Source organism: Helicobacter sp. 23-1046, from assembly GCF_053654635.1.
Genome location: NZ_JBSIUS010000001.1, coordinates 840,128 through 865,556 on the forward strand (window position 1 = coordinate 840,128; position 25,429 = coordinate 865,556).

Genomic DNA, 25,429 nt, shown 5'->3' on the forward strand with positions numbered 1-25,429 from the left:
ATGACAAAAATTTTATTTGGGGTGAGTGATACACAAGAATGTAGGAAAGCTATCGGCACTATCATTAAGCTCTTTGGCAAGCGAGAGGACATTGAGCTCACGCTCCTACACGCAAGCCAAGACATCGTAATGTATGCTCAAAGCGGTATCGTGGATTATGAAATGATTGAAAATATCGAGCAAGAGCACTCCCACGAGATTATCAATGAATTTGAAAACATATTCAAACAAGAGGGCATATCGTGCAAGACACTCTTGCGCACGGGTAATCCAATCGATGTCGTGCTCGAAATCGCCGAGCAATACGACTTACTTGTCATCGGCGAAAGCGAATCTTCTCTCCTATATAGAATCTTTAGCTCCCATCAAAATAGCTTTGTGAATTCATCTCCAATCTCTGTGCTTGTGGCGAAGTAGAGAATCTCATTCGCAAGATTCTCACGCTAATGCTTTTGTAGAATTACAAACACAAAAAGGAGTGAAAATGACAGAGCAAACACAATGGAAAGAAAGCAAAGTAACAAATAGAGGCAATCAATATTTTCATTCCCCACAAGATGAAAACGAATTTAAAAATGAAGTCGTAAAAGGTGGTGGGTGGATAGCACATATTCACAAAAATGGTGCTTTTGTGGATAAAGTAGAAGCAGATTCTAGTGTGATATGGCAAGCACCTATTTTTACAAATATCAAAACAACTAAGAGAAATAACAAAGATATTGAACAAATTTATGAAAATTGTAAGTTTTATGCTGTGCCAAAGGGTTATGAGGATATGTTGCCACAAATAACACAAAATAATCTTAAACCAAAAGGAAAAAATGTGATAACTAATCCGCCACTTAATCAAATCCTTTATGGACCGCCGGGCACGGGCAAGACTTACAGCACGATTGATAGGGCTTTGGAGATTTTGCACCACTATGATGAGTCAATGCAGATTCCCGAATCTAGAGAGGATAAAAAGGCGATTTTTGAAAAATATAAAGAATGTGGGCAAATTGAATTTGTAACCTTTCATCAAAGTTTTTCTTATGAGGAATTTGTCGAGGGGATAAAGCCAAAACTTATAGATTCTAGCGATGGGCTAGAATCTAGCGAGATGAGCTATGAAATCAAAAGCGGAATCTTTAAGCAACTTTGCAAAAACGCGCTAGAAAATTTGGAAAATTCGCTAAAAAGCCAAGAGATTCTACAATATGAGAAAAATTTTGAAAACAAACTTAATGAATTTTTAAGTGATTTAGCAGAAAATCAAAGAGAGATTGAGAAAAGCAATGTCGGTAGTTTTCGCATTAAAGATTTTGATGAAACAAAAATCTATATTGATACGCAAGACACAAAAATAAATTTGTTTTTGAATATAGATTTTCTAAAAAAGGTTTTGCAAAGCGATGAGAAATTTCAAACTTCAAAAGAAATGATGGCAAAAATAGCAAAGAAGAAAAATCAATGGCAATCAAGCACATATTATTTTCAGCTATACAAGTTATTTCAAGAATTTAAACCACAAGAAATATTAGAAAATAGCGATGAGAAAATCGAGCTAAAGTCCTACATTCTCATTATCGATGAAATCAATCGGGGGAATATCGCTAAGATTTTGGGCGAACTCATCACGCTTATCGAGTCTAGTAAGCGAATCGGTGGCGATGAGGAACTGCGTGTAACCCTGCCATATAGCAACGAAACTTTTGGAGTGCCGAGCAATCTCTACATAATCGGCACGATGAATACGGCTGATAGAAGCATCGCATTGCTTGATACCGCGCTTCGTAGGCGGTTTGAGTTTGTAGAGATGATGCCTGATTGTAGCATTTTGAGTGAAAATTGCGATGGCGTGAATCTGCGTAAATTGCTACAATATATAAATGTGCGAATCGAATTTTTGCTTGATAGGGAGCATACCATTGGGCATAGCTTTTTTATCGGTGTGGATTCTATGGGGGATTTGCGCGAAGTCTTTGGGCTAAAGATTATCCCGCTGTTGCAAGAGTATTTTTATGATGATTATGCCAAAATTAGAGCGGTGCTAAATGGGAATGAAATGATTAAGGCTTTTTCACAAGGCGATTTGGGCGTGAATTTGAGCGATGATTTTGTGGATAACGAAAAGCGCGTGTATCGCATTAGCGATTCTCATTCGTGGGATATAGAGACTTTCACTAAAATCTATCAATCAAAAGATTCACGCGAATCTAGCGACAATGAGTAAAAATAACACCCTTTGTATCGCCGAGTGGCAAGTATTTGGCGTGGAGGATATATTTCACGCTATAAAACCTTGTCATATAAAAAACTTGCCTTGTCATACTGAGCGTAGCGAAGTATCCAAAAACGATAATAAAGACTTGCACGCTGTTTTAGATTCTTCGGTCGCTTCGCTCCCTCAGAATGACAAAGAAAAACTACACGACAAAGCCCAAAAGTTTTTCAATGAACTTAAAAATTTCGCTGATGACAAAGGCAACCACATATTTTTAAATTCTTATGGCAAAAATCGCCTTAAAGCGCGGAATTATGTCGGGCTTATCCAAACCAAAAGTGGATTTTGTTTGGAAATTTTGCCAAAGACTTTTCGCACGGCAAGTGAAAATGATGGCTTTAAAATTCAAAATTGCGCCTGCTCGTCATTGCAAGACAAAACAAACTTATTTTCTTGTCATACTGAGCGTAGCGAAGTATCTCAAAACCTTAATAAAAATAGAGATATTTCGGTTTCTACGAAACCTCAATATGACAATGTAAATTTTTTACCTACAGCTCAAAATGATAAAAAAATGGATTGCCACGCCGACAAATCGGCTCGCAATGACAACGCCTACCCCCTGCGACACCCTAACGCAAGGGAGGGGGAATCTTTGCCAAATAAGCGCAAAAAATGCCCCGTGTGCGAGGCAAAGAATATTTTGCTAAATATGTTACAAACTTTGCGCGATTCGCCCTTTAAGCAAAGCCATATTTCAAACCTCAAAACGCACAAATTCCCCTTGCTTGAAATCTTTGCTAATATGTTTTTAGATGAGTTAGAGTGCCTTATCAAAAGGGGGATAAAGAGCGATTATGTCGAGCGCGAGGAAAATCGTGCGTTTCTCAAAGGCAAATTGCTTTTTAACGAGAATTTAAAGCACAATTTCGCGCACAAAGAGCGATTTTACACCGCAAGTGATGAATTTATCGCTGATATTGCGCCAAATCGCCTTATTGTGAGCACACTTTTGCTTCTAAGCAAGTGTAATTTTAGTGCCAAAACAAGTGGGCGCATTTTGCAAAGTCGCTTTGTGTTTGATGAGATTTGCCCTAGTCAAAATTATGACAAAGATTTCGCCAAATGCGAGAATCTAAGGCATTTTAAGAGCTATGAGATTTTGCTTTTGTGGTGCAAAATTTTCCTCAAACGCCATAATTTTATGCCCTATCAAGGCGGGGATAAGGCGTTCGCGCTACTTTTTGATATGAATGCGCTGTTTGAGAGTTTTGTCGCGTGGCATCTCAAAAGAGAATGTGGCGAGGGACACAGCATAAAAGCACAGGAAAAAAGCAAATATTTGGTAGAAATAAATGGTGAGCGTAAATTTCAAATCAACCCCGATTTAGTGTGCTATGAAAACGGCGCGAAATCCGCGCGTTTTATCGCTGATACCAAGTGGAAGATTCTAGATTCTAGTCGAAATGATTATGGAATCTCACAGGGCGATTTATATCAGCTCTTTGCGTATTTGGCGAAATATCAGTGCGACAAAGGCTACCTCATCTACCCCAAAATCACGGATACAAGCAGAGAATCTAACTCTACGCAAGAGGCACAAATCCCGCGAAAATTTACCTACAAAGCACGCATTTGCTTTTTTGATGAAAATCGATTTGATGAAAAACAACTTGATGAGAATCAAAAAGAGAATCCAAAAACCCACAAAAAGCAAAATTTTACTTTGCAAATCTACTTTTTTGATTGCCAAGAGGTGAAAAACAGCCTAGATTCCATAAAATTACTCTTTAACCCATAATTTTACAACAACCTTACAAAAACCACATTGTATTTTTTACATTTGTTGCATAGCATTTTATTTGTAATTTATATTTCAAAGATAAGGAGAACCCTATGACACGATTTGGTTTGTTTTGTAAAATTATCTGCATCACATTGCTATGTAGTGTAGTTTTTGGTGTTGATAATTCATCATTGCAAGGTAGAAATTTGGGCAAGCACTATAAAACTTATGGTTTGGTTTATATAGTCCCACAAGAGGCGATAAATAAAATTGAGACTTTGAGTTTTGGGCTACCAAAGCATTATGGAATTTAACGAACTTGCAACTCAAGCACTTTCACCCTTAAGAGATTCCCCACTTCCAAGAGTAAGTGGCAGGATTTATGCAGACTTGCCAAAACAAGCACAAGAACAAATTAAAGATTTAGGAGTAAATGGTTTAAATCGCACGATAAATGGAAATCAAGAGTGGCTACACCGCCCACATATCACCCTAAGTTATAGTATGCAAACGCTTGATAGTAATTTAGAAATAGAGTTGTCAAACTTAGCTAATGAATTTAATGAAATCTTTACCAAAGGGGTGATAGCAAAGTTTGAAAGTGTTTCTATTGTCGAGTTAGGTATAACGGGGAATGTTTTACGCGAGATTTATCGCATAAATTTGCACAATGGACAAATTACACATATATCACATTCCTTGCAAAATTAACATACAAGTAAGAATCTCACTCACTCGTCCATCGAGTGAGATTCTCTAAATCTTCATAGCTTGTCATATCCACGCTTAGTGGTGTTATAGAAACAAATCCTTGCTTGAGTGCCTCAAAATCGCTCATTTTTTTACTACGAGGCTCGAATTTAAGTGGGTGCGTGCCAAGCCAATAGTATTCTTGCCCTCGAGGCGAACGACCCTTTTTTGCGTCATTGCCATAGAGACGATAGCCAAGCTCTGTAACCTTGTATCCCTTAAACTCCTTTGAAAGTGGAACATTGACATTGAGAAACTTTCGATTCCCAAGCGGATTAGAATCTAAGAGTTTGCGTGCAACTTCATAAGCCACCTTTTTAGCAAGGTTAAAATCACAATCTTTTGCATCGCCCTCCTTATTGACAAGCTGTGAAATCGCTATACTAGGAATCCCAGCAATCGCTCCCTCCATAGCCCCTGCCACCGTGCCAGAGTAAGTTACATCTTCGCCCATATTACAGCCTAAATTTATGCCTGAAACAACTAAATCAGGGCGCATTCCATTACTATACATTGCATTAAGCGCGAGATACACACAATCTGTGGGCGAACCATCATCGAGTTTATAAAAATCCTCCCTCACAGCGTGGAAAAATAATGGTTTAGTGATACAAAGTCCGTGTCCGCACGCAGATTTTTCATTCGCGGGGGCGACTACTAGCACGCGTCCTAATGGAGAAAGGGCTTCTTTTAACGCGCTTAATCCCTTAGAATCAAAGCCATCATCATTAGTAAGTAAAATATTTTTCATTTTTTCTCCTTTGTAGGATTTATCTCTTGAAAATATGGTTGCAAAAATTCCCTAAGATGAAACGCAAGAGAATCTGGAAATTCATCAAGCTGATTTTTTAGAGAATCGGTGAGGTTTTTATGCTCTTGTTGTGCGCCACTTATGCCAAGTAGATTGACATAAGTGTTTTTGAGTGTGTCATTTTGCAACGCCTTGCCCTCAATCGCGCTATCACCAAGCACATCGATTAAATCATCGCGCACTTGGAAAAAGAGCCCTAAATCCTTGCCAAACCGTGCAAGTTGCTCCAAAAGACAATCACTAACATTGCCAATCAATCCGCCCATTTTAAGCGAAGCAATGATAAGTTGTGAGGTTTTGTTGTGGTGGATACATTGGAGTTTGTCAATCTCTAATTTTGTGTTCTCAAACTCGCAATCAAGCACTTGTCCAAGCACCATAGCCCCAGCACTTTTAGAAAGCTCAAGCATAAGCGCGACTTTAATATGAGAATCTAACCTCGCACAAGAAAGGAGCTCGAAGGCATAAGTGTTGAGCGCATCGCCCACAAGGAGTGCGAGCGTCTCATTATAAGTCGTATGCAGTGTAGGATAGCCACGGCGCAATGGAGAGTTATCCATACAGGGCAAATCATCGTGGATAAGCGAATAAGTATGGATAGATTCTATGGCGAGAGCTGGCAAAAAGGCGTTTTGGAGCATTTGCGGCGCAAGCGAGCCAACCACACACAAACAAAGAGCAGGACGAAACCTCTTGCCACCAGCAAGCACCATTTCCCACAATGCTTTTTGGTAATGCGGGTGAAAACTCTGCGCGCGCGGAGCATTATGTGTGATAAAGTCCTCAAACTCGCGCATTGTAGAGTGAAGATTAAAACTAGATTGAGAATCTATACATTGTGAAGAATTTTTACTTGGCATTATTGTGGAGATTCCTTAGATTTTAATAAAAAACTCTGCTTCACCACGATGAATGAGTAATTGAATCTTACCTCCATATTGTTGCAATTCCTCATCGCTTTGAGAGTTTGATAAGAGTTCTTTAATGTTGTGTATATTTGCTTCTTTTTTATTTATCCATACGATTTTATCGCCCTCTTTTAAGAATCCTAAGCGCAAATGTCCGCTATCATTTAAACTTAACACTTCTAAATCCTCGCCAAACGCCACTCCAAATCGCTCTAAAAATGTATCACTCAAAAGCAATCCACCATACATTTTATCTGGCTTAATGGTAATTGTATGCACCTTGCCATCACGCTTAAAGGCAATCTTTGCGCTTGTATTTTGTGCTAGATTAGTAATAACCCATATCGTATCAAGCACACTGCCGACTTTTTTGCCATTCACGCTCACTATTTCATCACCCACCATAAATGGATTATTAGGGAAAAATGGGTCGATTAAACGCACAAGTGGTTTTTTTGCATTCATATCAAAGCGCACGCCTATATCACTATAACTTGCGCCAACATTTAAAAATCTATCAATGTATTTTTTCTCTAAAAAGCCATTCCCGCCCACGCCGATTCCATAAATTTGATAGCAAATATTGCCAATAACACTGTTTTGCGCTAATGGAGAGGAAAACTTCGCATAATTAAGATACCCGCTTTGGCGTGCGGTGATTTTGCCTTTTTTGACTTCTTTAGCACTGATAGTAGCAAGATTTGGGTCTTTTAGCGTGCGAGAATCGAGCGCAAGTAAATTATAGCTTAGTTTGCTTGTCCCAGATTCCACAAGATAGAGCCCCACAAATGGGTCGGCTTTGAGAATCTTTGCATTAGGGCGCGTCTTGGATTGAAGTAAATAAACCTTTTTGCCTTTATGTTTGAGGGCTATCGCACGCGTATCGCCCACAGGCACGCTTGCATTAAGATAGTAGTTTTTGCAATGCGAGTAGTTGAAATTTTGAGCGGGGGCTTTGGGTGTGGGTGCATTGGTGGCTTGGGTTGGTTTAGGTTGTGTGGTTGTTTGAGTAGCTGTGGCGGAGGGTGTCTTTGTTGGCGTGATTTGTATGTCTTCTTGCTTTTTGGGTTGAGACTTTTGCGAATCTCCAGAATCTATATTCTCGCGCTCTTTAAGGTCTTTTAGCGTTTGGAAATTTTTTAGCTTATCCTGTGGATTTAAGACATCTTTGGTAGCCTCACTTCCATCGCCATCTGCACCCAACACAATGCCAAACGCCAAACAAAACAATAAACAAACTTTTTTCAAAGCCACAACCTTAGGATTTTTTCTCAAATAAATTTAATCCACCAAGCATATCAAACGCACTATTTTGCTTGTTTTGCTCCACCGATTTATAAGCGTCATTAAGCGCACTTAAGAGCAAAATTTGCAACGAGTCTTTGTCTTCAAGCAAACTCTCATCGATTTGCAAATCTACCAATTCTCCCGTGCCATTAAAGCTCACGCTCACTAGCCCACCACCACTTTTAGCAGTAAAAACATTTTGCTTCGCCTTTTCATTGAGCTCACGCAAACTCTCTTGCACATTCATAAGCATATCGCCAAATTGTTTAGAATCAAACATTTTGCTCCTTTGAAGTATTAAATTTCATAACCCACGCCTACAATCGCGTTGTTTTCATCTACTTGCACGATACTTGGTTTAAAGGATTGCGCCTCATCGACTTCCATACTCGCATAGGCAATAATGATGACTATATCGCCGACTTGCACCTTTCTTGCAGCTGCACCATTGAGGCAGATTTCTCCGCTTTTTTTCCCCAAAATCACATAGGTGCTAAACCGCTCTCCATTATTGATATTCACCACATCAACTTTCATTCCACTATAAAGCTTGGCGGCACGAGCAAGATTCTCATCAATAGTAATAGAACCTGTGTAATTGAGATTTGCATCGCTCACGCGCGCTCGATGAATTTTTGAGTAAAGCACTTCCACACGCATTATTCACTCCACATTAAGAATCTAAAAAGTTGCATTGTAACATATTTTCTTAATCACTCATAACTCACGACAAAAACCTCAGAATGTGCCCTATCATCTTTACGCACGATTTGTTTGACTTTTGCTTGTTTATTTGTCGCATTCAGTGCTTTTAAAAAGTGCATAATTTGGGCTTGATTGAGCGCGTGAATATGCAGATTTATCACACTTACTTCCTCACTTTTGGCAAGCACAATGTGCTCAAGAGCAATATCAAAGGTTTTTAGCAAGCTAAAAATTTCACTTATATGCACGCTTAGCGGGGTGTTTATGTTTTGAGCAAGGGAGTTGAGCTTTTTATGCAAAGTGGCATTTTTATTTTGCAATTCTTTTATTTCATTATCCTGTGCGGTAGCACTTGATTGCAAATCATCAAAGTTAAAATCCTTGCTTTGCAACGCCCCAAGTTCAGAATCTAAGAGTGTGTTTTGGATAAATATCGCACTTGGATACATAAAACACACACAAAAACACAACGCAACAAGACTATCGCGTAAAATATGTGTCTTACCCCGTGTGAAAAAACCACAATAATTGAGTGCAAAAAATCTTTGGTTCTTTAATAGCGCATTTTTGTGGCTCTCCCATTCATTGATAATATCTTGTTTCACGCGCTCCCACGCACTATATCCTCTCACTTGGTGGAAAGCTATCTCTAGTAAAATCCGCACTTCATCACGCAGACAAATCTTATGCAAATCAAAATCCCCATACATATCACGCAAAATTTCAATCTTTTGTCCTAATTCTTCCTTGCTTGTATGCAAAGTGCTACAAACCACGCCATTTTCAATCAATAGCACCTCCTCATAATCACTCACATATAAAAATCCTTTTTGTATCTCACTGCCAAGCAAAAAGCTATCAATGCCAATGATAACCTTACGCCCAAGCAAAGAATCTAATGGCGTCAAAATCTCTTTTTCATTGATAAAATAGGCGCGAATTTCTTGGAGATTCTCATCATAAAAATGCTTGTTAATACAAAGGGCTATTTCATATACACATTCCTTGTTAATTACGCCCTGCTCTTTTGCCTTTTGGAGCGCAATTTTGATAATTTCTTGTATGCTATCGATGTGCTTTTGACACTCAAAATGAATGCTTGGGATTGTGTGAGATTCTACAATGACATAAGTTGTAGTGCGAGGGAAAAGCACGCTAATAATACGACACAATAAATCAAAAACTTTGACAACAAAAGAGAGATTTTTAGGAGTTGGGGCTACACTTGGAATCTTTTCTACTTCACGGAGCATTTCATCATAGATAATTCCCTTATAGTAGAGATTTTTAAGCATTCAAATCCTTTTATGATAATCTTTGTCAAAATGCAAAAAATATTCCTTTTGGCAATGAGAATCTTTGTTAAATTATGAATTGGATTTTTATCTAAGGTTAAGATTTAAGCGGAATGGTGGAGCTGTGGGGGATTGAACCCCAGTCCAAAAATCAAATCCTCTAAGAATCTACATGTTTAGATGAGATTTTTGTCTTTTCGCCTGCGAGCTAATCCCCAAACTCCTGCCTGCGAGCAATCTCTAAGTCTTTTAGCCTAAGTGAGATACATTAGGCTAGCATCTAGCGAAATGATGGCAACACTAATAAAGCTAGAATCTATCAGTAAGCCAGCTCCAAAAGTAAGGTTAAACCTACGCTACTTTTGCGTAAGCTGGAGCGTAATTTGCATTGTTTGCGTTTAAATTTAAAAAGCGGTTTTAGAGCCCGCCACGCTCACATGCACTTAGTCTCTTTTAATTCCTGTCGAAAGCCACTTCAGCCCCTCTACACAAACAAGTCAGCAATATACATACCAACTCTTAACCAATCGACAACGCTAAGCAATTTTGTAGAAAATACGCTAATACATTTGCATAGTGGCGCAGTGCAAACTCCCATTCCATTTAATTAACTCCACGCAATCTACGCCGATGACTTGCAAATGTGGGAGAGCATTTTGCAAGGTTTTTAATGCTCTTGTATCGCTTTTTTTGTCCTTATAGGTTGGCATAAGCAATGCACCATTGACAAACAAAAAATTCACATAGCTCGCTGGCTTACGCTCTTTTTGATACAGTCTCGCCTTTGGCAAATGGAGTGGGATAAGGTTAAACGCATTTCCCTTGTCATCTCTTAGTGCGCGAAGTTCGTCTTGCATTGCTTGGAGTGCCTCATAGTGCTCATCATCTCTATCCTCGCACGCACTGTATGCAATCGTGCGTTCATCAATGAAGCGCGCAAGCGTATCAATGTGGCTATCTGTATCATCACCGCGCAAAAATCCGCAATGCAACCACAAAACCTTTTTTACACCCAATCTCTCGCGCAATAGAGAATCTAACGCGCCTTTATCTAAATGTGGATTGCGATTGCGCTCTAAGAGACATTGCGTGTTTGTAAGCAAAAGTCCCGCACCATTGCAATCAATACTCCCGCCCTCTAAGATAATCCCTTCATTGCGTAGATTCTTAAGCACGCCGAGCTTTTGAAGTTCGCCATTTAGCGCATTATCATAATTTGCTGCATATTTTAATCCCCAACCATTAAACCCGAAGTTTAAGAGTGTATTTTTACCAGCATTATCTAAAGTAATCACACCATAATCACGCACCCAAGTGTCATTATAACGCACTTTAAGGATTTTTAATCTCCCCTTGCCTATTGCGTTTTTAAACTGAGATTCCAAAAATTTTTTCGCACTTTTATCGCGTGGGTCGGCACACACCCACACTTCCTCAAACCTTAAAATATGAGAGATAATCCTCGCAAAACATTCTCGTGCTTTAGGTAAAATGGATTCCCAATCACTTTTTTTATGTGGGAGGGCGAGTAAAATTGCCCTTTGCTTTTCCCATTCTGCTCGCATTCTCATTAGCCACCCCTCAAAATTAACGATATTAAATTATAGCCGAATTTAACGAGCCTTTGCTATAATGACGCGAATTTCAACAAAAGGCGCAAAATGATTTTAAGCATAGAATCTAGCTGTGATGATAGCTCACTCGCTCTTACGCGCGTGAATGATTGCGCACTTTTGTGGCATTATAAAATCTCTCAAGATTCTCATCATAGCCAATATGGGGGCGTAGTGCCAGAAATTGCTTCACGCCTGCACGCGCTCGCCCTGCCAAACTTGCTAGAAAAATGCGCAGAATTTCTACACACACATAATCTAAGCAATGATTCTACAAACCCCTTTGGCGCAATCAAAGCAATCGCTGTTACAAATCGTCCGGGTTTAAGCATTACGCTTAGCGAGGGAGTATGTATGGCAAACGCACTCGCACTAAGCCTTAATGTGCCCATTATGTATATCAATCACCTAAAAGGACATATTTACTCGCTTTTTATCAATCAAAAAGATATTTGCGTGGGTAGCGGACTTGCTGTATTGCTTGTCTCTGGCGGGCATACGCAAATTTTAGAGTTTCAAAGTTATGAGCACATTAAACTTATAGCTTGCAGTCTTGATGATAGTTTTGGGGAGAGTTTTGATAAAGTCGCTAAAATGCTCTCTTTGGGTTATCCCGGTGGTCCAATCGTGGAATCTTATGCCACCAAACACCCACAAGACGCGCCACTTTTCCCATTTTCTCTCCCACTTTTACACGATAAACGATTAGCCTTTAGTTTTTCTGGGCTTAAAAATGCCGTAAGGCTTACGATAGAGCAAGAGAAGCGTGAGAGAGCAAGGCTAGATTCCAAAACCATAGCAAAAATTTGCGCGAGCTTTCAAAATACCGCGTGCGAACACCTCCTCAATAAATTGGAAAAATATTTTGACAAAAAGGCGGGTGCATTCTCGCATTTTGCTATTGTGGGTGGAGCGAGTGCAAACGCATTTTTGCGCACTCAAATTGCTAATCTTTGTGAAAAATTTGAAAAAAAACTCCTTTTAGCAGATTTGGAATTTTGCGCAGATAATGCTGCTATGATAGGACGAATAGCGTGTGAATCTTACCGCAGAGGTGAGTTTAGCCCTATTAGTGATACCATTGCTTCAAAAAGCCTGCCAAATGACTTTGAGTAGGTTTGTAAAATCCCTATAAAATGCTACAATCACAATGTATCACAAATGCCTAATTACTAGATGAAAGACAGAGGAATAAATGCGACACACTTTAGAACCTTATGAGAGTTTTAATGAGAATCTATTGGCGTGGATGGGGAGATTTGTCCGCTATAAGCTTAATACACTCTCAAATCATCAAGTGCGTGATAAAGAGTGTTTGCTTGCCTGTCTTAATGCCCTTAAACAAAAACCAAATGACCTTAATGAACTTATAAGTATTTGTAAAATGGCGCGTGGTAGCGGACTTATAGGAATCAATATCTTTATAACGCCACTAAGCAAACTCTATGAATACCTCACAACACTCAACCTTACTTCGCTTAAGCAAATCGATGAGGAGATTCTCATTGATTTTATTAGCGTGCATACCGCGAACTTAAGTGATGCGAGCAAAAAAAACTACCGCATTGTATTGCTTGGATTCTTTGGATTTATCGACAAAAATAATAGCGATGAGAAAAAAGGGGGTTCGTTTGTCTTTAATATCACGCTTTCTATTAAATATTTACAACGGCAAAATAGCGGGCAAAAACTCCCAACTTATTTAGATGAAAATGAATTAGAAGCGTTTTTACAAGCTATCGATGAAACGCCAATGCCCTATGAACGCGTAAATCGCGATAAACTTATCATTAAAATAATCGTTTATACAGGCGTGCGCGTAAGTGAAGTGCTTAATCTACGAATCAAGGACTTTATCCCCCAAGATGATATTTGGCTTTTCCAAGTGCGCGGCAAGGGAAATAAAATGCGTGTGGTAATGATGAAAAAACAAAAGATTGAGGGCTTAATGAATGCGTGGATAAGCCAACGAGCACAAATTGAACTTAAGAGCAAAATCGAGGACAATCTCATCTTTTGTAACCCAAAGGGTGGCAAGCTCACCCAAGCAAGAGTGTATCAAGTATTAAGCGAGATTCTTCATTTTGCTGGGATTAAAAAAGAAAAAATGGGGGCACATATGCTCCGCCACACTTTTGCCACGATGCTTTATACCAAAAAGCACGATTTAGTGCTTGTCCAAGAAGCATTAGGACACGCTAGTCTTAATACCAGCAGAATCTACACGCACTTCGACAAAGAGCGACTAATGGAGGCTGCTAGCGTAATGGATAGCTTTGAGAGGAGAAAATAATGAAAATACACCAAATATTTTATACAATCGCACTTTTTCTATGCGTTGCTGTGCACTTAGAAGCAAGCACCTTTGATAGGGCGAAAGAAGAGTTGCGAGCGTTTTATTTTTATAACGCACAATACCGCTTTGATTTTTACTGCCAAGCCCCCTTTAAAGTTGAACCAAAAAGTGATTTTAATGGGTTTAAGACGCCAGAGATTATAGAATCTAGCGCATACACTCCAAGCACAAAATCAAACAAAAAGGCTAAAATTATCGAGTTTGAGCATATTGTGCCTGCAAGTGCCTTTGGCAAACATCTCTCTTGCTGGAGTGAAACCTCCAAAAAGGGCAAAAAAGGCAGGGCAAACTGCCAAGACACACAAAACACCTCCAAAGACGCACAGCTCTTTAATCAAATGGAAAGCGATGTGCTTAATATCGTCCCAGCTATTGGCGAGATAAATGCCTCTCGTAGCACATTTGAGTATTTTGACGCGCCACAAGATTTGCAATTTTCACAATACGGCAACTGCAAGGTATTTGTGGATTCCAAAAATAAAAGATTTTATCCTGCGCCATACTCTAAGGGTTACATCGCGCGCAGTTATTTGTATATGATTGAAACTTACTTCATACCAAATGACTTGCCTTACGATAAAGAGGAATTCGCTCGAATGCAAAAATGGGATAAACTCTACCCTCAAGATTCTGCTGAAAAAGTATTACGAGAGAGGCTAGAGCAAATCAACAAAAAACTTAAAGCAAAAGAAATTATCAAAGATATTGATAAGAAACTACGCCTTTTGCAAAATTTGATTTAACAAATAAATTGTAGTAGTTGTGGAATGTGGTCTTATAGCTTTTTAAAGCAATCGCACACTTGGGACTTACGCTGTCTTAAGTGTGCTTGCCTCGCCTTCATCGTTTGATTGTGTGCTTGCTTGAGCTGGTGTCGCCTCGCCACTTGTGCCATTTTCATCAGCAAGATTTCCATTGTTTTCTTCGTTTTGTTCATCTTGCAAGGACTGTGCACTTTGCTGTAATAAGTCAGCAATTTTTTCAAACGCCTCTATGGCCTCATAAGTCTTTTGAGCAATATCAATAGAATCACTGCTTTGCGCGCTAATGTTTTCCACCACCTCACCTAAAGAATTTTGTGTAAGTGTGAGATTCTCTTTAGAATCTTCGCTTTGCTTTGCGAGATTTTCAAAGACTTTGGTATTTTGCGAGACTACATCAGTGATTTCTTGCAGGCTTCCCATTAAAAGGTTGATACTCATCTCGACATCTTTGAGGCTTTTTTGTGTAGATTCTGAAAGTTTGCGCACCTCATCAGCCACTACGGCAAACCCTCGCCCGTGCTCACCTGCGCGCGCTGCTTCAATCGCGGCATTAAGGGCTAAGAGATTGGTTTGTGAGGCGATATTATCGATAAAGACAAGTGCTGTTTTAATGTTTTCGATATTGCCCTCAAACTCTTGAAACTTTAAGCTAAACTCACCTTGTGCGTTAATGCTTTGGTTAATGCCCTCAAGGAGGTTTTGGATAGTTTGATACGCCACTTCAAAATGCTCCTTGCTTTGCAAAATCTTATCCTGCGAAGTCTTTGTAATATCAATGCTTCCTTGCAATCGCGCACTTAGCTCCTTGCTAGATTCTATGCTTTTATTTGCTTCATTTTTGGCGTGGATAAACTGCTCTTGTAAATTCTGTAATTTTTGGTTGAGTTCTTGCGTGTTTGCCTCGTTTTGTTTAGAATCTGCATTATCATTCGCGTCAGATTTTTTTGCCTCGTTTTGTTTAGAATCTACGCTCTCTTGAGCCTGTGCAAACAAACTTGGATTTTTCCCAATCTTACTTACATTAAACCATACTACCAAAACACTCACAACCAAACAAAGGATAATCACTACACCAGCTACACTCGCACTCATCGAGGCTATTTGGATAGAATTTAATTTCTCATAGCCTTGCGGAGTGTGGATAATGCTACCATCAGGGTTGGTTGTCGCATTGGCGAGGAATTCTTTTGCTAAATTTTGAGAATCAAGCGAAGAAATTACAATAGAAGCGTTGCTGTGAGCTTTTTGGATAAGTTTTGCTGTGATAGATTCTAGTAGGCTTTGCATTTTTGTGGCAAATTCCTTTGCATTGGTGATTTCTATGGTGGTATTGACCTCTTCATAAAATTCTTTTATAGAATCGTTATTTTTGATAAAACTCTCATTCCAACTACGAAACATAGCACTTGTAACCGCTCTTTGCGTATCAGCACCCGATGAGATGATATGAGCCAAACGCCCACTCGCTTGGATAATAAAATCAAATTGCTCGACTAAGTCCTCGCTCTCTAACAACACATCAATAAGCACATTAGAATCCGCACTCAAATCCTTTTGATACACCTGAAATGCCCTTGAAAAATCCTTGCCAGAAAGCTCGCTAATCTGGTATGCCTTAAAACTTAAATAACCAAAAACACCACTAAATATGACAATAAAGGCAAGCAAAGCAATCAAACTTGCTCTTGTAGCGCGAATAAATCCCAAATGTGCGTCCTGCATTTTATTAGCCCCCTCGCTTTTTGAATTAAATTTCCTAACATAAATCGCTATTTTTAGCAAAACTTAAAGTGTTATATGCTTAAAATCATCAAAACAACTGCATAAAAGTATCAAAAAAGTATAATTTTTTTGCCACATTTTCAAATAATGTGCTACAATGCGTAGTTTAAGCAGTTTTTAGTAGAACTTGACAAGGAAGTAAAGTGGGGAAAAACTTAAGGACACTCGCAATTTGCGTCATTGTAGCTATGCCAATGCCAGCAAGCGACATCGTAAGCAAGATGCACGATTTAGAATATAGTATGGGCATAATGCAACGAGGCTTCTTCTATAATGACACAGCTGTCATCACAAAGGGATTAAAAGGCTTCAAAAAAACCTACAAAGACTTCAAAAAATACGATGTAATGCAATATATCAAACCCTCACACACCTTAGAAGAAAATGTCGTCCTAAGCACCATTAAGCACGATGAGGAAAATATCATCGCGCTAGAAAAAGCTCTTGCCAAAGGCGATATTTTGCGCGCTGCTGAGTTTCAAACTAGAATCTTTCGCTCTTGCACGAGTTGCCACGCTATCACACGGAGTTGGTAGTTCATTAAAAACGAAGTGTAGCTTTTTAGTTTTTTTGTTTTTAAAAATATCTCAAGATTTTTGTAAGAATGCTTAGTTTTATCGTTTGCGGAGTTTTGGTGCAGTATGTGTGTTGGGTTTAATTAGTGGATTTTGAGTGATTTTGTTAATTTTTTGAATTTTGTTTTGTTTTTCTTGTTGTAACGCGCTATTTATGATTTGGTCTTTTACGCTTACTTCATTTATTACATTTGAGACATCAAATTCTTGTATGCAGTTTTTTAACCAAGTGAATTTTTGTCCTAATTCCTCCATAATGCTGATAATATCATAGTTATCTAATAATTCTTTAGAAATATAGCCCGAATATTGCCTATGTATAAATCCTCTATCCTCAAAGAATTTTTTAATCATAGAGTAAGGCAATCTCGTGCTATCGGGGAATATATCCCTTAATTGATTAGTATCTAAATCAAAGATGATATATTTGATATATTTTTGCTCATTTTTGTCTATTCCCATATCCCATCTCCGCGTCTTTTTGCTGATTCTATGACATTTACATCAAGTGTATCATTCTCAAACCAGAGCCACTCTTTGACATTGCGCGTGATTGCTTCATTTTTGACTGCGTTATTCACAGTAAATATCCCTATGCGCGATAAATCATTTTTATCGCCCTTGCCGACATAGTTGTATTTATCTTGTTTGATTAAATCTGCTTCTTTAGCTATTTCATCTAAATACGCATATAAATCCTCTAGTTTATACTTGCCCTCACGCAAGATTTTTTCCTCATCTAGCACGATTCTTACACTTCTTACGATTTTTTGATTTGCTGACATTGTTTATTCCTTTTATTTGGATTCTAAGGCATAATCGCCTTGTTTGCGAAAGATGATTATAGCACAACGCTACTTAAAAGATGTAAAAATCAGCAAGTTATCATAATGGCTTAGGCATTTAAGGGCATAGAATTAAGGAATCCAAGTCCAACAATTTCAATCGCTACAACTTCTTTTAAGACAATCACGCACTGCACTCCTGTATCTCCACTCACATAGGTCCTATTTTTGCAAATTTCAGCCCCCAAAACCAAAATTTAAGGAGTTTTTAAGGGGGGGGGGATAGAATCTATCCAAATTTTATACCAAAGGCACACAATGCAAAAATGTATTTTTATGATTCTTTCATTTGCTGTGGTGGCGTTTGCCACGCCAAGTAATACAAGCAATATAGAAGCAAGCGTGGCAAAAATAGCGCAAGATATGGCACAAGAACGATACCTAAGTCTTTTTAATAATGATTGGGAAGAATATATTGCTCTCAAAGAAAGTATAAAAGAAAAGAAAAAACTCAATGCAACGATTAAAAATATCTGCGATATGGCAAAGGATCTATATGGAGGTAGTAAGTGCGCTACTTATTCATATTTGGCGTTATTTATCTCCACTCATCAAAATGGCATAGAATACCTTGATATGACAAAGATACAAAAACTCTTTGGATTGCAATATCAAGTGCGCGAGTTTTATCAACAAGGAGCTAATACGCTTTATGTCATAAAATTTAGCAATGCCTTTAAGGATTTTTATGATAATTTTCAATTTACAGATTCTATAAAAGAATCATTTGAAAAAATTCTCTATGACTACGATAAAAAATTATTTGAAGACTATGAGCAAGGTGATTATAATAAAAGCGAGTTGATTGAAGTAGTAGCATTTTTGCAATTTAAGAAAATACCACTTACAAAGGAATCTTTTTCGCAATATTGGGAAGTATTTAGAAATTATGGCGATAGATTGATAGGTGATTTATTTCAAACATTTATTCCATTTAGAATGCGCTATGGCGAGAAACAATCAAATGCAACAACCAGCGATTTTGACATTGCCAAATATTTTGAATCTAAATATTTTGAATCTATGGGTAAGGAATACGAGTATATTAGAACATATTACAAATCTTGCTATGACTACTTCCTCTATGAAGATAATGTTGAGTATATGAAACACACAGTCATAACAAAAAAAGCAACTCCAGAACTCAATAACCCTGTATGCAAGGCATTTTATGATAGCTTTGAGTGGGCAGTGGGCAAATCACTAAGCGACTATCAAGCAATCACTAAATAAGACATAAACATTTTATATAAGCCACATAAGAATCTATGCAATTCTTATGTGGTTACATCTTACAGGGCGAAGTTTTCGATTTTATCAAAGTTAAGGTAAGTATAAACAGTGTTTTTACCCTCTAATTTCTTAGGCACAAGGTCTAAATACTCTTTTGTGCTGGGCAATCGTCCCAATATCGCACACACACCACCAAGCTCGGCACTTCCTAGATACACTTGCGCTCCCTTGCCCATTCGGTTATCAAAGTTTCTCGTGGAAGTAGAAAACACCACTGCATTATCACGCACTCGTGCTTGATTCCCCATACAGAGGCTACAACCCGGTGCTTCCATACGCGCACCTGCTGCACCAAAGAGCGAGAAATAGCCCTCTTGTGTGAGTTTTTTCTCGTCCATTTTTGTTGGCGGTGCTATCCAAATTTGCGTCTTAGACTGCCCCTCATTTTTGACAATCTCACCAAACGCACGGAAATGCCCAATATTAGTCATACAACTACCAATAAAGACTTCGTTAATCTCTTTTGGTCGCTTAGAATCTGCCAAAATCTCGCTCAAAGTCGCCACATCATCAGGGTCATTAGGGCAAGCCAAAATAGGCTCTTTGACATCTGCCAAATCAATCTCAATTACTGCGGCATATTCTGCGTTAGAATCTGGCTCCAAAAGCACAGGATTTGCTATCCAATCTTTCATCTTTTGTGCTCTCCTGCGGAGCGTATCGGCATTTTGATAGCCCTTATTTATCATTTCGTCAATAAGCGCGATATTTGACTTAAGATACTCAATAATTGGCTCTTTATTTAATCGCACACTACAAGCTGCAGCACTGCGCTCTGCACTCGCATCAGAGAGCTCAAAAGCCTGCTCGACTTTCAAATCGCCTAAGCCCTCAATCTCTAAAATTCTCCCGCTGAAAATATTCTTTTTGCCCTTTTTCTCAACGGTCAAAAGCCCCTGCTTAATTGCGTAATACGGAATTGCATTCACCAAATCACGCAAGGTAATGCCCGGATTGAGCTTACCTTTGAATCGCACGAGCACAGATTCTGGCATATCAAGTGGCATAGTGCCCGTAACAGCCGCAAACGCCACTAATCCACTCCCCGCTGGGAAACTAATACCAATAGGGAAGCGCGTGTGAGAATCTCCACCTGTGCCAAGTGTATCAGGCAAACAGAATCTATTGAGCCACGAGTGGATTACGCCGTCTTTTGGACGCAGTGCGACACCACCACGCGTAGAGATAAACTCTGGCAATGTAGCGTGCAAGCTCACATCTGAAGGCTTAGGATATGCTGCTGTATGACAGAAACTTTGCATTACAAAATCCGCGCCAAAGCTAATAGCGGCAAGTTCTTTAATTTCATCGCGTGTCATCGCACCTGTGGTATCTTGTGAGCCAACGGTCGTAGTCTTTGGTTCGCAATAAGTGCCCGGTGCGATACCCTCTACACCACACGCACGCCCGACAATCTTTTGAGCTAATGAGAATCCTTTTGGTTGTTGTGGTGTTTTAGGAGATTTGAAAATATCGCTCGGTGGGAGCTTTAAGAAATCTCGTGCTTTAGCTGTAAGATTGCGCCCGATAATGAGTGAAATCCTCCCACCAGCGCGAATCTCATCGCCAATGGTAATTGGGCTTAGTGTGAATTTGGCTACTACTTCTCCATTTTTGAGAATCTCACCCTTATTTGTATGAATTTCAATAATGTCCCCTTCATTAAGTTTGCTTACATCAACGGCGATTGGCAACGCACCTGAATCTTCGCAAGTATTAAAAAATATCGGTGCAATCACGCTACCAAGCACAACTCCACCGCCTTTTTTGTTTGGAATGTAGGGAATCTCGCGCCCAAAATGCCACAAAATCGAATTACACGCAGACTTCCTTGAGCTTCCTGTGCCCACGACATCGCCTACATACGCTACTTGAGCGTCATTTTTACTAGCGACTTCTTTAATCTTTTGGATTCTGCTTTCGTAGTTTTCAATGCGTGATTTTAGCATTGCCTTAGCGTGGAGTGGAATATCGCTACGCGTGAAAGCATCTCCCGCAGGACTTAAATCATCGGTGTTTGTCTCGCCATCAATCTTAAACACACACGCTTTAATGACCTCTGATAAGGCTGGCTTTTGCAAAAACCATTCTGCATCTGCCCAAGATTGTAAAACTTCCTTTGCTAAAGGATTACTCGAGCTTAGCTTAGCGACATCTTCAAAGCTATTATACATTAACAATGTATGCTTAAGTGCATTCGCACAATCCTGCGCCAACTCTTTGTCGCTCAGACTTAAACCATCAATGAGTGGCTTGACATTATAGCCACCAAGCATTGTGCCAAGATATTTCACCGCCTCTTTTGGTATGAAAACCTGCGCCTTGCCACTTTTAAGAATCTCAGCGAGAAACTCTGCTTTGAGCTTAGCTGCATCATCTACGCCCGGATTCACGCGGTGGATAAGCAATTCTTTTGCAAAGTCTTTTTGTGTTTGGCTTGATTGAGTGCTTTTGCAAATCTCAATCGCACTTTTTGTCTGCGCTACGCTCAATGGTAATGGCGGGATACCTTGAGATTCTCGCTCTGATTTAAGCACCTCATACTCTTTAATGAATGTATCAAAGTTTTCCATCTTATCTCCTTTGTTGCTATTTATTGTTTGATTATAAGCAAAAGTGGTTAATTTGGAATCCAACAAAGAAATAAAGTCAAGGAAATTGTTACTTTTTGTAATTGACTTGCGCCAAAGTCGCAAAATCAAAGTTGCCTTTCTTTAAATAAGCGAGATGAAAATATCCACACAAGGCTTGTTTCATTGTGCGCAAGCACAACTTAGAAACAACTCATTTATGAGAATCTAAGTTACTTAGCCAATCAAATTCGCTCTTTAAGGTTAGATACTAATGTTTGACTTCAACAGCAGGATTTGCATAAATCTTGCTGTTGAAGTTTGGCATTTCAATGCTACTACTAGCCTTATATTTAAATTCTGTCTCTTTTGATAAAGCAAAAAATTCTCCTTTTTGATTCCTTTAAATTTGCTTAATCTATGTTTTGTATAGCACATTCTGCTTGCAGTTGCAAGCAAAGCGAAGCAAAAACACAGAAGTTTTCTTACCTGCTACACGCCCTCTTTTTCCTCTTACTCTTTTAGCACACAAAATCGCCTAAAATTTAACGCAAATCACACAAAATTCACATTTAGATTCGTAAAATTTCAAACAATTTATGCCGAATCTTAAATTTTATTTTAGTAATTCTTTTGCTTTTAGCATTTCCACCATTACGCTACTTTGCCCCACGCCGATGATTTTATCGCGCACGGCATTTGCCATTTCAAACCTTGCAAAATCCGAATGCGCCACAGGATTTCGCGCCTTTTGCATAAAGGCAATATCTTTTGTGAATCTAGCGCAAAATGCCGACACTTCTGTGCTTAAATGCGCTTTTATAGATTTTCGCAAAAGATTATCAAGCAAATGCAGATACGCCCCAAGCATCGCCTTTTCGTGCGATAGATTCGCCACTTCTTTCATTTTGCTTCCCACGCCAAATTTTAGCTCCAAAATCGCGCTATCCCTTGCGCCCAAGATTCGCACGATTTCGCGCACAAATTCATAGCATTCACTCTCAAACGCCTTTGCATAGCGCAAAATCACGCCACTAAAATCATAAAGTTTGTCATTTTTATTTGCGTGAAATTCCATTTCGGCAAAAATGAGATTTTCAAAGCTATCGGGGTGCAGAGCGTAGAGATAGTCGCCAAATATGTAGTCTGTCAAAATCTGCTTTTGCGCCAAAAATGCCTCGCTTTTAAAGAGCGTAAGAAAATGCCGTTCATCACCCTCAAAATAGCATACTTCGCGCTTTTGCACCACTTCTATGGGATATGTGTAGGCGTTGCCATAAAGCGCGTAAGTGTGGTTTGCAAAGGCGGGAGTAGTGAAATTTGCCAAATATTTATCGCGTAAAGTCGCGAAATCATCACGCACAATCTCGCGCAAATCCGTGATGATGAAATATTCCTCGACATTTAAGCCTTTTTGCTGATAGTAGTTTGGGATTATCTCATTTGGGGCTTGGGATTTATCCAAAATCTCATCGACTTTTGCCACATAGAGATTGGCATAATCCGTCAAAAAAAGTTGCAAATATGCGCGTTTGTCCTGTGCTTTTTGTGAATGTAGCTCGGATTTTATCGTGGCTAAACCTAGCGGATTTTCGCTTTGGCTTTTTTGACTTCCTAGCGTGTCTTTTAGCTTGGAGCGCACCTTGCCAAAAGCGACTTTGCCCTTTTGCTTTAGCACTTCTAAGTGGGATTCTATCACGGTGTCTTGGTAGTATGGATTGTATAAAATCAGCAGGTTTGTCATTTTGTTTCCTTTATGCTCGAGATTTTAAAATGTCTTAAATATAGGCGTAAAGATTTTGGGTTATTTGCTTTTGCTGATGAGGTAGCCACCTACCCACCACAGCCCTAGCCACGCTAGCCCCCACGCCACACCATAAAAATAAAAAATCGCAATGCTAGCGATGATAAAGCCCACAAAAACAAACACATACATATACGCTATAAAGAGAAACAATCCTAAAATAGCCGATAAAACCGCTAATAAAAATAAAAAAATCGCTCCCATTTGCTTCCTTTTTGTGCGTTAGTTTTTGGTTTTGCACTTTTTAGATTTTTTTTTGCTATGAAATCCAAACGACAATCTAGCCTAAAAGCGACTTTATCGCTTCATCGATTGATTTATCGACTTTGCGCTTTTGGCTAAATCGCTCTAACGCACAAAATATTTCTTCAAATTCTTGTGGATTTTGCTTTTTATACGCGAGGATTAAATCTAATGCTTCAAATGCAGAATCTACGCGCTTTTGTTTGGATTCTAGCTCGTTTGTGAAAATCTCTGCTTGTTGTTTTAGTGCAAATCCTAAGCTCCCTAGACGCGTTAGTTTCCCTAGCTCCCATAGTTTTATAAATTCGCTTAAAAACTTATACAGCACACTAATAATCTTTGAGAATTTTTTCAAGTCCATCATTGCGTCCTTATATTTTGTCGATAGGATTGAAGCACGAGAGCCTATTAAGCGTTGCTTTTAACCTTAGTTGCCCTTAAACAAGCCTTTGAAAAAATCGCCTATGCTTTTGACATCTAAATTTGGCATTGGTGTTTTACTCATTGGCTCATTGCATTTCTCACACATTGGGCACATTTCAAGCGGGCTTAGCGCATCGCTTTTGGGCGAGACAAATTTCACTTTGCCACATTTGGGGCATTTTGCTATGAATGATTTTGGTTTGATTGGCATTTTTTGCTCCTTTGTTTTGGTTTGGTAAAAATCTACTTGTCGGAATGAGCGCAAGCGAAGCATCTCAAAGTAGCTTCTTTAGAAAATCTAAAAATGTAAATCGAGATATTTCGCTAACGCTCAATATGACAAAGAAAATTTTATTGACAAAAAAATCCGTCATTGCGAGCAAAAATGAGCGTAAGCGAATTTTTGCGTGGGAATCCATTTTTATGTTTTTTGTTGTGGATTGCCACGCGTTGCGTTGCAACGCTCGCAATGACAAAATTTCCTACTCCCGCAAGGGAGGAGGGCTTAAGATTCTCTCACAATGATAAAGTCTCATAATTATAGACTTTTTAAGCGGATTGTTGCAATGTCTCTACGCGCTCGCTACAAAAGCTACCATAGCTTGCAAAATCCCCTCTTATCACGCCATCTAGTGCTGTGGCTAGCTCTAAAGCCTCGCTTAGTTTGCTTGCGTGATGACTATCTTGCAAAGCAGAATCTTTTAGGCTAGATTTTAGCTCTGCATTTAGCGTGGCTAATCTATCGCAAGACTCTTTGATAGATTTTATAGCGGATTTGACGCTCTCTATCTCGCCTACTTCATCTAAGTCGTATTTGCTAGAAGCGACACTATATATGTTATCTAAGCTCTTTATAGTATCCGTATCGCTAGAATCTCGCGCCATATCTTTAGCAAATGAGACAAAATCTAAAATCGTCTTATGCGCCTTGTAGCATTGCGATTCTAGCTCATAAATCGCGTCTATGAAATCATCGTTTTTTTGGATTTCATCGTGGAGGGTATTTAGTTTATCCATCTCCTCATCATAGATAGGGATACCTATGCGACTGCATTGCGCCGCGCTAAAACTTGTTTTTTTCACAAGGGCTGGTGCGAGCTGCATACCATTTAGGTGCTTGCATTCACTCTTGCGCAAAGTTGATTTTAGGGTATCTAGGCTAGACATCACGCCTTCTGCATAAAGTGGCTCATCAAAGATTTTTTCATAACCTTTGGCTAGTCCTTCAGTTATCGCTCCTAAGCCATTGCAGATGATTTTGCCCGCTTCCTCAAACGCCACATCTTTGTAGCCTAAGCCATAGTTTTCTGGCTTCTCCATTTGGCTATCTAGGTGTTTTTTTGCCTTATATCCTGCGTATCCTACGCCTGCTAGGGCTGCACTGCCCAACAATAAACGAGTGAAAATTGACAT

General features: G+C 39.1%; 27 protein-coding genes and 1 other RNA gene. 11 read left to right on the forward strand and 17 right to left on the reverse strand.

Annotated elements, in window-relative coordinates:
* The 5 genes from ACWIUJ_RS04100 (at nt 1) to ACWIUJ_RS04120 (ending at nt 4,703) form a co-directional block, all read left to right on the forward strand.
* Nucleotides 1-417 carry a universal stress protein gene (locus ACWIUJ_RS04100; RefSeq protein WP_454151495.1) on the forward strand — a complete coding sequence of 139 codons (417 nt, stop codon included), beginning with the start codon at nt 1-3 and terminating at the stop codon, nt 415-417.
* A gap of 67 nt (nt 418-484) precedes the next feature.
* Nucleotides 485-2,215 (forward strand): McrB family protein, encoded by a 1,731-nt coding sequence (locus ACWIUJ_RS04105; protein ID WP_454169141.1) that lies wholly within the window; start codon nt 485-487, stop codon nt 2,213-2,215.
* On the forward strand, nt 2,208-4,007 hold the full coding sequence (locus ACWIUJ_RS04110) for an McrC family protein (protein ID WP_454169142.1): 1,800 nt from the start codon (nt 2,208-2,210) through the stop codon (nt 4,005-4,007). The genes ACWIUJ_RS04105 and ACWIUJ_RS04110 overlap by 8 nt, the downstream gene beginning before the upstream one ends.
* Before the next feature lie 95 nt (nt 4,008-4,102).
* Nucleotides 4,103-4,306 carry a hypothetical protein gene (locus ACWIUJ_RS04115; RefSeq protein ID WP_454151489.1) on the forward strand — a complete coding sequence of 68 codons (204 nt, stop codon included), beginning with the start codon at nt 4,103-4,105 and terminating at the stop codon, nt 4,304-4,306.
* Nucleotides 4,278-4,703, forward strand: a complete 426-nt coding sequence (locus ACWIUJ_RS04120) for a hypothetical protein (protein WP_454169144.1) — start codon at nt 4,278-4,280, stop codon at nt 4,701-4,703. The genes ACWIUJ_RS04115 and ACWIUJ_RS04120 overlap by 29 nt, the downstream gene beginning before the upstream one ends.
* Nucleotides 4,704-4,719: 16 nt before the next feature.
* On the opposite strand, the gene surE is transcribed toward ACWIUJ_RS04120, so the two are convergent.
* The 8 genes from surE to ACWIUJ_RS04160 all read right to left on the reverse strand — a co-directional run bounded on the left by surE (nt 4,720) and on the right by ACWIUJ_RS04160 (nt 11,313).
* Nucleotides 4,720-5,493, reverse strand: a complete 774-nt coding sequence (gene surE, locus ACWIUJ_RS04125; RefSeq protein WP_454169146.1) for a 5'/3'-nucleotidase SurE — start codon at nt 5,491-5,493, stop codon at nt 4,720-4,722.
* Nucleotides 5,490-6,413 (reverse strand): polyprenyl synthetase family protein, encoded by a 924-nt coding sequence (locus ACWIUJ_RS04130; protein ID WP_454169148.1) that lies wholly within the window; start codon nt 6,411-6,413, stop codon nt 5,490-5,492. The genes surE and ACWIUJ_RS04130 overlap by 4 nt, the downstream gene beginning before the upstream one ends.
* Nucleotides 6,414-6,428: 15 nt before the next feature.
* Nucleotides 6,429-7,709 carry a DUF7488 domain-containing protein gene (locus tag ACWIUJ_RS04135; protein WP_454169149.1) on the reverse strand — a complete coding sequence of 427 codons (1,281 nt, stop codon included), beginning with the start codon at nt 7,707-7,709 and terminating at the stop codon, nt 6,429-6,431.
* A gap of 10 nt (nt 7,710-7,719) precedes the next feature.
* Complete coding sequence (locus ACWIUJ_RS04140) at nt 7,720-8,028, reverse strand: YbaB/EbfC family nucleoid-associated protein (RefSeq protein ID WP_454169151.1); 309 nt, start codon at nt 8,026-8,028, stop codon at nt 7,720-7,722.
* A gap of 17 nt (nt 8,029-8,045) precedes the next feature.
* Entirely contained in the window at nt 8,046-8,408 is a 363-nt protein-coding gene (panD, locus tag ACWIUJ_RS04145; RefSeq protein ID WP_454169152.1) for an aspartate 1-decarboxylase, read from the reverse strand.
* Nucleotides 8,409-8,461: 53 nt separating this feature from the next.
* Nucleotides 8,462-9,748, reverse strand: coding sequence for a hypothetical protein (locus tag ACWIUJ_RS04150; protein ID WP_454169153.1), 1,287 nt, complete (start codon nt 9,746-9,748; stop codon nt 8,462-8,464).
* Between the two features lie 114 nt (nt 9,749-9,862).
* Nucleotides 9,863-10,231, reverse strand: a transfer-messenger RNA (tmRNA) gene (ssrA, locus tag ACWIUJ_RS04155).
* A gap of 77 nt (nt 10,232-10,308) precedes the next feature.
* On the reverse strand, nt 10,309-11,313 hold the full coding sequence (locus ACWIUJ_RS04160; RefSeq protein WP_454169723.1) for an agmatine deiminase family protein: 1,005 nt from the start codon (nt 11,311-11,313) through the stop codon (nt 10,309-10,311).
* Nucleotides 11,314-11,409: 96 nt separating this feature from the next.
* Here ACWIUJ_RS04160 and tsaD point away from each other — a divergent pair, with 96 nt between their 5' ends.
* The 3 genes from tsaD to ACWIUJ_RS04175 all read left to right on the forward strand — a co-directional run bounded on the left by tsaD (nt 11,410) and on the right by ACWIUJ_RS04175 (nt 14,460).
* The gene (gene tsaD / locus ACWIUJ_RS04165) at nt 11,410-12,477 is read left to right on the forward strand and encodes a tRNA (adenosine(37)-N6)-threonylcarbamoyltransferase complex transferase subunit TsaD (protein WP_454169155.1); all 1,068 of its coding nucleotides are present in this window, start codon (nt 11,410-11,412) and stop codon (nt 12,475-12,477) included.
* A gap of 79 nt (nt 12,478-12,556) precedes the next feature.
* The gene (locus ACWIUJ_RS04170) at nt 12,557-13,654 is read left to right on the forward strand and encodes a tyrosine-type recombinase/integrase (protein ID WP_454151472.1); all 1,098 of its coding nucleotides are present in this window, start codon (nt 12,557-12,559) and stop codon (nt 13,652-13,654) included.
* Nucleotides 13,654-14,460 carry an endonuclease gene (locus ACWIUJ_RS04175; protein WP_454151470.1) on the forward strand — a complete coding sequence of 269 codons (807 nt, stop codon included), beginning with the start codon at nt 13,654-13,656 and terminating at the stop codon, nt 14,458-14,460. Before ACWIUJ_RS04170 ends, ACWIUJ_RS04175 begins: the two co-directional genes overlap by 1 nt.
* 66 nt (nt 14,461-14,526) lie before the next feature.
* Here ACWIUJ_RS04175 and ACWIUJ_RS04180 read toward each other — a convergent pair whose 3' ends face one another.
* A complete protein-coding gene (locus ACWIUJ_RS04180; RefSeq protein ID WP_454169157.1) occupies nt 14,527-16,203 on the reverse strand; it encodes a methyl-accepting chemotaxis protein in 1,677 nt (558 codons plus the stop codon).
* 203 nt (nt 16,204-16,406) lie between these two features.
* On the opposite strand from ACWIUJ_RS04180, the gene ACWIUJ_RS04185 reads away from it, so the two are divergent.
* Entirely contained in the window at nt 16,407-16,799 is a 393-nt protein-coding gene (locus tag ACWIUJ_RS04185) for a hypothetical protein (RefSeq protein ID WP_454169159.1), read from the forward strand.
* 78 nt (nt 16,800-16,877) lie between these two features.
* Here the strand turns inward: ACWIUJ_RS04185 and vapD are convergent, their stop codons facing one another.
* Together vapD and ACWIUJ_RS04195 are read right to left on the reverse strand one after the other, a co-directional pair.
* Entirely contained in the window at nt 16,878-17,300 is a 423-nt protein-coding gene (vapD, locus tag ACWIUJ_RS04190) for a VapD family protein (RefSeq protein WP_454169161.1), read from the reverse strand.
* Nucleotides 17,291-17,623: a hypothetical protein gene (locus tag ACWIUJ_RS04195; protein WP_454169163.1), complete on the reverse strand. Its 333-nt coding sequence runs from the start codon at nt 17,621-17,623 to the stop codon at nt 17,291-17,293. The genes vapD and ACWIUJ_RS04195 overlap by 10 nt, the downstream gene beginning before the upstream one ends.
* 318 nt (nt 17,624-17,941) lie before the next feature.
* Between ACWIUJ_RS04195 and ACWIUJ_RS04200 the strand changes: the two genes are divergently transcribed.
* Nucleotides 17,942-18,916, forward strand: coding sequence for a hypothetical protein (locus ACWIUJ_RS04200; RefSeq protein ID WP_454169165.1), 975 nt, complete (start codon nt 17,942-17,944; stop codon nt 18,914-18,916).
* Nucleotides 18,917-18,975: 59 nt separating this feature from the next.
* Here the strand turns inward: ACWIUJ_RS04200 and acnB are convergent, their stop codons facing one another.
* The 5 genes from acnB to ACWIUJ_RS04225 all read right to left on the reverse strand — a co-directional run bounded on the left by acnB (nt 18,976) and on the right by ACWIUJ_RS04225 (nt 24,227).
* Nucleotides 18,976-21,549 carry a bifunctional aconitate hydratase 2/2-methylisocitrate dehydratase gene (gene acnB / locus ACWIUJ_RS04205; RefSeq protein ID WP_454169167.1) on the reverse strand — a complete coding sequence of 858 codons (2,574 nt, stop codon included), beginning with the start codon at nt 21,547-21,549 and terminating at the stop codon, nt 18,976-18,978.
* Between the two features lie 613 nt (nt 21,550-22,162).
* Nucleotides 22,163-23,290: an HP0729 family protein gene (locus ACWIUJ_RS04210; RefSeq protein ID WP_454169169.1), complete on the reverse strand. Its 1,128-nt coding sequence runs from the start codon at nt 23,288-23,290 to the stop codon at nt 22,163-22,165.
* 60 nt (nt 23,291-23,350) lie between these two features.
* Nucleotides 23,351-23,554, reverse strand: a complete 204-nt coding sequence (locus ACWIUJ_RS04215) for a hypothetical protein (RefSeq protein ID WP_454169171.1) — start codon at nt 23,552-23,554, stop codon at nt 23,351-23,353.
* Nucleotides 23,555-23,630: 76 nt separating this feature from the next.
* The gene (locus ACWIUJ_RS04220) at nt 23,631-23,954 is read right to left on the reverse strand and encodes a hypothetical protein (RefSeq protein WP_454169173.1); all 324 of its coding nucleotides are present in this window, start codon (nt 23,952-23,954) and stop codon (nt 23,631-23,633) included.
* 66 nt (nt 23,955-24,020) lie between these two features.
* Nucleotides 24,021-24,227: a hypothetical protein gene (locus ACWIUJ_RS04225; protein ID WP_454169175.1), complete on the reverse strand. Its 207-nt coding sequence runs from the start codon at nt 24,225-24,227 to the stop codon at nt 24,021-24,023.
* On the opposite strand from ACWIUJ_RS04225, the gene ACWIUJ_RS04230 reads away from it, so the two are divergent.
* On the forward strand, nt 24,221-24,541 hold the full coding sequence (locus ACWIUJ_RS04230; protein WP_454169177.1) for a hypothetical protein: 321 nt from the start codon (nt 24,221-24,223) through the stop codon (nt 24,539-24,541). The genes ACWIUJ_RS04225 and ACWIUJ_RS04230 overlap by 7 nt on opposite strands.
* A 24-nt stretch (nt 24,542-24,565) precedes the next feature.
* Here ACWIUJ_RS04230 and ACWIUJ_RS04235 read toward each other — a convergent pair whose 3' ends face one another.
* On the reverse strand, nt 24,566-25,429 hold the full coding sequence (locus tag ACWIUJ_RS04235; protein WP_454169179.1) for a hypothetical protein: 864 nt from the start codon (nt 25,427-25,429) through the stop codon (nt 24,566-24,568).